The organism is Streptomyces viridosporus, assembly GCF_002078235.1.
Lineage (GTDB): Bacteria > Actinomycetota > Actinomycetes > Streptomycetales > Streptomycetaceae > Streptomyces > Streptomyces viridosporus.
The window spans coordinates 1-5,158 of sequence record NZ_MSGP01000622.1; the positions used below are offsets into that span (position 1 = coordinate 1).

At 73.5% G+C, this 5,158-nt stretch carries 6 protein-coding genes; 3 read left to right on the forward strand and 3 right to left on the reverse strand.

Annotation, left to right across the window (positions count from 1 at the left end; genetic code table 11):
- Window positions 1-18 precede the first annotated feature (18 nt).
- Together B7L92_RS34495 and B7L92_RS34500 are read left to right on the forward strand one after the other, a co-directional pair.
- On the forward strand, window positions 19-630 hold the full coding sequence (locus B7L92_RS34495) for a TetR/AcrR family transcriptional regulator (RefSeq protein ID WP_081241174.1): 612 nt from the start codon (window positions 19-21) through the stop codon (window positions 628-630).
- Window positions 631-647: 17 nt separating this feature from the next.
- Window positions 648-2,321 carry an FAD-binding dehydrogenase gene (locus B7L92_RS34500; RefSeq protein ID WP_081241175.1) on the forward strand — a complete coding sequence of 558 codons (1,674 nt, stop codon included), beginning with the start codon at window positions 648-650 and terminating at the stop codon, window positions 2,319-2,321.
- 22 nt (window positions 2,322-2,343) lie between these two features.
- Here the strand turns inward: B7L92_RS34500 and B7L92_RS34505 are convergent, their stop codons facing one another.
- A complete protein-coding gene (locus B7L92_RS34505) occupies window positions 2,344-2,694 on the reverse strand; it encodes a DUF488 domain-containing protein (protein WP_004991937.1) in 351 nt (116 codons plus the stop codon).
- Between the two features lie 132 nt (window positions 2,695-2,826).
- On the opposite strand from B7L92_RS34505, the gene B7L92_RS34510 reads away from it, so the two are divergent.
- Window positions 2,827-3,276: a DUF6098 family protein gene (locus B7L92_RS34510; protein ID WP_081241176.1), complete on the forward strand. Its 450-nt coding sequence runs from the start codon at window positions 2,827-2,829 to the stop codon at window positions 3,274-3,276.
- Window positions 3,277-3,341: 65 nt separating this feature from the next.
- Here B7L92_RS34510 and B7L92_RS34515 read toward each other — a convergent pair whose 3' ends face one another.
- Together B7L92_RS34515 and B7L92_RS34520 are read right to left on the reverse strand one after the other, a co-directional pair.
- On the reverse strand, window positions 3,342-3,593 hold the full coding sequence (locus B7L92_RS34515; RefSeq protein WP_081241177.1) for a WhiB family transcriptional regulator: 252 nt from the start codon (window positions 3,591-3,593) through the stop codon (window positions 3,342-3,344).
- A 105-nt stretch (window positions 3,594-3,698) separates the two neighbouring features.
- Window positions 3,699-4,919 (reverse strand): saccharopine dehydrogenase family protein, encoded by a 1,221-nt coding sequence (locus B7L92_RS34520; RefSeq protein WP_081241178.1) that lies wholly within the window; start codon window positions 4,917-4,919, stop codon window positions 3,699-3,701.
- Between the last annotated feature and the right edge of the window lie 239 nt (window positions 4,920-5,158).

Here is a 5,158-nt window from a genome sequence, read left to right on the forward strand (position 1 = left end):
CGGAGGAGGTTCGCGCGCGTGACCGGGCGCCGCGCCCGCACGCGCGCGAACCTCCTCCGGGCGGCGTTCTCCGTGTTCGCGGCCAAGGGCTTCGGGCACGTCTCGATCGAGCAGGTCTGCGAGGCCGCCGGCTACACCCGGGGCGCCTTCTACTCCAACTTCTCCGGCCTGGACGAGCTGTTCTTCGCGCTGTACGCGGAGCGCGCCGAGCTGATCGCGGAGCAGGTGTCCGAAGCCCTCGCCCGGGGCGGACCCGACCTCGACGTGCCCGCCGCCGTGGACCGGGTCGCCGAGGTGCTGCTGCTCGACCGCGACTGGCTGCTGGTCAAGACGGACTTCCTGGTGCGCGCCGCCCGCGACCCGGAGGTGGCGCGCGCTCTGCTGGAGCACCGGGCGCGGCTGCGGCGGGCCGTCGCGGACCGGCTGGCCCGGGCCCGCGGCCACACCGAACTGCCCGCCGTCCTGGGCGACGCGGACGGCGCCGCGCACGCCGTGGTCGCCGCGTACGACGGCGTCACCACCCGACTGCTGCTGGACCGGGACGTCGCGGGCGCCCGCGTCTGGCTGAGACAACTGCTGACCGCGCTGCTCACCGACGGCACCGAGCCGGCCGCGCACGGGCGCGGATGAGGGAGGGACTTCTCGTCATGGACGCCGACGTCATCGTGGTCGGAGCGGGCCTCGCGGGCCTGGTCGCGGCCCACGAACTGACCAGCAGGGGCCGCCGGGTCGCCCTGGTCGACCAGGAGAACGCCGCCAACCTCGGGGGCCAGGCCTTCTGGTCCTTCGGCGGGCTGTTCCTCGTCGGCTCCCCGGAGCAGCGGCGCCTGGGCATCAAGGACTCCTTCGAGCTGGCCTGGAGCGACTGGCGCGGCAGCGCGGGCTTCGACCGGCTGGACGACGAGGACAGCTGGGCGGCGCGCTGGGCACGGGCCTACGTCGAGTGGGCGGCGGGAGAGAAGCGGTCCTGGCTGGACGGGCACGGCATCAGGTTCCTGCCCACGGTCGGCTGGGCCGAGCGCGGCGACCTCCGCGCGGACGGGCACGGCAACACCGTGCCCCGCTTCCACATCGCCTGGGGTACCGGGACCGGGGTCGTCGAACCCTTCGTCCGGTACGCCCGGCAGGCCGCGCGCGACGGACTGCTCACCTTCCACCACCGCCACCGGGTCGACGAACTGGTCGTCGAGGAGGGCGCCGCGCGCGGGGTGCGCGGCACGGTGCTGGCCGAGGACGACGCGCCGCGCGGGGTCGCCTCCAGCCGTGAGGAGATCGGCGCGTTCGAGCTCACCGCCCAGGCCGTGATCGTCACCAGCGGCGGCATCGGCGCCGACCACGACCTCGTCCGCCGCCACTGGCCCGAGCGGCTCGGCACCCCGCCCCGCGAGATGGTCACGGGCGTCCCGGCCTACGTCGACGGGCGGATGCTCGACATCAGCGCCCGCGCGGGCGTGCGGCTGGTCAACCGGGACCGCATGTGGCACTACACCGAGGGCCTGCGCAACTGGGACCCGATCTGGCCCGGACACGGCATCCGCATCCTGCCCGGACCGTCCTCGATGTGGTTCGACGCGCTCGGCCGTCGCCTGCCCGAGCCCTGCCTGCCCGGCTACGACACCCTCGGCACGCTGAAGCACCTGCGCACCACCGAGGACATCGCCCGGTACGACCACTCCTGGTTCGTCCTCACCCAGAAGATCATCGAGAAGGAGTTCGCCCTGTCGGGCTCCGAGCAGAACCCCGACATCACCGCCAAGGACCGGGCCGGGTTCCTGCGCGAACGGGTGCTGGGCAAGGGCGCTCCCGGACCGGTGGACGCGTTCCTGCGCAACGGCGCGGACTTCGTGACCGCCCCCACCCTGGAGCAACTGGTGGAGAAGATGAACGCGCTCACCGACGAGCCCCTGCTCGACGCGGCCGGCCTCCGGCGCCAGATCGAGGCCCGGGACCTCCAGATGGGCAACGCGTACAGCAAGGACGCCCAGGTGCAGGGCATCCGCAACGCCCGCCGCTACCTCGGCGACCGCCTCGGCCGGGTCGCCACCCCGCACCGCCTCCTCGACCCGGCGGCCGGCCCGCTGATCGGGGTCAAGCTGCACGTCCTCACCCGCAAGACCCTCGGCGGCATCCAGACCGACCTCGACTCCCGTGCGCTCGGTGCCGACGGCCGGCCGGTCGAGGGGCTGTACGCGGCCGGGGAGGTCGCGGGCTTCGGCGGGGGCGGCGTCCACGGTTACAACGCCCTCGAGGGCACCTTCCTCGGCGGCTGCCTCTTCTCGGGCCGCGCGGCGGGGCGGGCGGCGGCCGGGCAGACGGCGTAGGGCGCGCGGTGCGGCCCGCCCCTCAGTCCTCGAGGAGGCGGGCCAGCACCTCGGCGTGGCTGCGTTCCGGCGTCCTGGACGCGGTCAGCAGCGTCACGGGGCCCTTCCCGGCGAGCTCGCGCACCCGGTCCAGGAGTCCGGCGGCCTCGGGAGCGGCCAGCTCCGCCTCGTAGCGCCCGCGGAACTCCTCGTACGTCCCCTCGCCCGCGTGGTACCAGCGGCGCAGCTCGGTCGACGGGGTCAGCCCCTTGGGCCACTCGTCCACCCGCGCCGCCTCCTTCGTCAGACCGCGCGGCCACAGCCGGTCGACCAGGACGCGGACCCCGTCGTCCGGTTCGGGCGGTTCGTGGACTCGGCGCACCCGCACGCTCATGGTTCGGTCCCTTCCGGTGGTGTTTCGCGAGCGTACTGCGGTGTACCCGGCGGCGCGCGGACGGACGCCCGTGGCGGAAGAGTCGATTCCGTTTCCGCTGGGCGGGTACTGCGTCGTGGAGGGAGGTCGCCCATGGGCACAGCGGACGGCATGCCGGTCGTCAGGACCCTCGCCGAACTCACCGCTCTGGTCGAGCGGGACCGCGGACTGTACGTCCGCTGGTCCCGCGGCCCGGCGACCGACCTGCCCGCCGTGACGAGCACCGACGAGCTCACCGGCGTGTCCATGCCCGGCCTGTCCGCGAACCCGCTCGACGTGGAGCGGTGGTGGCAGGAACGGCCGGTGGGGCTGTGGGTGGCCCGACGGCTGCACGACTACGCGCATCTGCCGCGGGACAAGGGTCCCGGCGTGCGGCCCTGGGTGCTCGAGGGCCGGGAGAACGGCCGCGGCCCCGACAACGAACCGCTGGTCACGGACGTCCGCCCGGTGTGCTGGATCGACCCCTCGGTGATCGACGAGGCGAAGACGGAAGTGGCCCGCCAGGAGGGTCCCTGGGGGCCACTGCGCCGGACCGGCGGCTGAGGGAGAAGCCCGCGCGGCCGGCCCCGGAGGATGCCGAGGGGCCGCGGGAAGGCCCGGAGGCGGGGTCAGCCCGAAGAGCGCCGTGCGGCGATACGCCGCTTGAGCGCACGCCGTTCCGTCTCGCTCGTGCCGCCCCACACTCCGATGGACTGCCCCGTGTCCAGCGCCCACTGGAGGCACTGCTCCCGGACGGGACAGCGTCGGCACACCGCCTTGGCCTGCTCCGTCTGCAGCAGGGCCGGTCCGGAGGAGCCGATCGGGAAGAAGAGGTCCGGGTCCTCGGTCCTGCAGGCCGCGCGGTTCCGCCAGTTTTCCATCGAAAGTCACCTGCGATCGGAGTGGATGCGCACCCTTGGGGGTGCCTTGCTCCTTTTCGGGTGACCTGTCGACACACGGTGAAACAGCGGAACGGGTGCGGCAGGTCACTGCTCGCGCATGCCCCAGGGTGAGCCGTAGGCGGTCAGCAGGTCCAGGAACGGCCCGGCGGGGAACGCCTCCGGACCGAGGACGCCCGCACCGGACCAGGCGCCCGTGGCGAGCAGTTCGAGGGCCACGACCGGGTTGACGGCGGTCTGCCACACCACGGCCTGGCAGCCGTACTCCGCCATGGACCACTCGTTGTCGACCACGTGGTACAGGTACACCTCCCGCGGCGCCCCGTCCTTCACCCCCCGCACCCAGGTGCCCGCACAGGTCTTGCCGCGCATCCGGTCGCCCAGTGCCGCCGGGTCGGGCAGGCAGGCGGCGACCACGTCCCTGGGGGAGACCTCCACCGGCCCCTCGGGCCCGGGGACGGTCACCGGTGCGGTGCGGTCGAGACCCAGCAGGTGCAGCGTCCTGAGGGTGTCGATGAACTCCCGGCCCAGGCCGTACTTGAAGGTGACGCGGCGCGCGTCGACCCAGCGCGGGACGAGCAGCACCTCCTCGTGCTCGACGTTCACGCACTCCACCGGGCCGATGCCCTCGGGGAAGTCGAAGACCTCCGGCTCGCTGAAGGGTTCGGTGGTGAACCAGCCGCGCTCCGCCTCGTAGACCACGGGCGGGTTGAGGCACTCCTCGATGGTGGTCCAGATGCTGAAGGACGGCGCGAAGGCGTAGCCGTCCACGGTGAGGTTCGCGCCGTCGCGGACCCCGATCTCCTCGATGGTGTCGAAGAGTTCGTCGGCGGCGTACCGGGCGAAGACGTCCGACAGACCGGGCTCCACCCCCATGCCGACCAGTGCCAGCGCGCCCGCCCCGGCCCACTCCCCGGCCTGCGCGAACTGCTCGTCGCCGAGCTTCACCCCGCACTCCTCGTACGGCCGCTCGGGATGCGGCCGGGACAGGGACATCGCCATGTCGACATAGGTGGCGCCGGCGCCGCGCGCGGCCCGGAACAGCGGCATCACGAACCGGGGGTCGGTGGCGTTGAGCAGGACGTCGCAGCCGTGCCGCTCGAGCAGCGCCGTCACCTGCGCCTCGTCGCCGGCGTCCACGCGCTCGGCGCGGAAGCGGGCGCCGTCCGGGCCGAGGGCCGCGACCGCCGCCTCGGCCCGGGCCGGGTCGTGATCGGCCACGACCATCCGGTCGAAGAACGGCCGCCGGGCCGCGATCCGGGTGATCGCGGTGCCCACTCCGCCCGCTCCCACGAGCAGTACGCGCATGACGAGCACTCCCTTTCGTCTCGGGTTCGTCCCGGGTTCGTCTTGGTTCGTCTTGGTTCGTCTTGGTTCGTCTCGGTTCCGTCAGGTCCGTCCTCGTGGACGGCAGACGGGGTGGGGCCCCTGGCCGGAGATACAACGCCGTGCGCCGACGTAAGGTCAATGGCGTTGGCATAAGACCCCGGCGGGAGGAGACGGCGATGCCGAAACGCGTGGTCCCGGAGGAGCGGCGGCGCCGCCGC

Coding starts and splice junctions, on each gene's coding strand:
- B7L92_RS34500 (WP_081241175.1), top strand. CDS start 648: ATGGACGCCGACGTCATCGTGGTCGGAGCGGGCCTCGCGGGCCTGGTC.
- B7L92_RS34505 (WP_004991937.1), bottom strand. CDS start 2,694: ATGAGCGTGCGGGTGCGCCGAGTCCACGAACCGCCCGAACCGGACGAC.
- B7L92_RS34510 (WP_081241176.1), top strand. CDS start 2,827: ATGGGCACAGCGGACGGCATGCCGGTCGTCAGGACCCTCGCCGAACTC.
- B7L92_RS34515 (WP_081241177.1), bottom strand. CDS start 3,593: ATGGAAAACTGGCGGAACCGCGCGGCCTGCAGGACCGAGGACCCGGAC.
- B7L92_RS34520 (WP_081241178.1), bottom strand. CDS start 4,919: ATGCGCGTACTGCTCGTGGGAGCGGGCGGAGTGGGCACCGCGATCACC.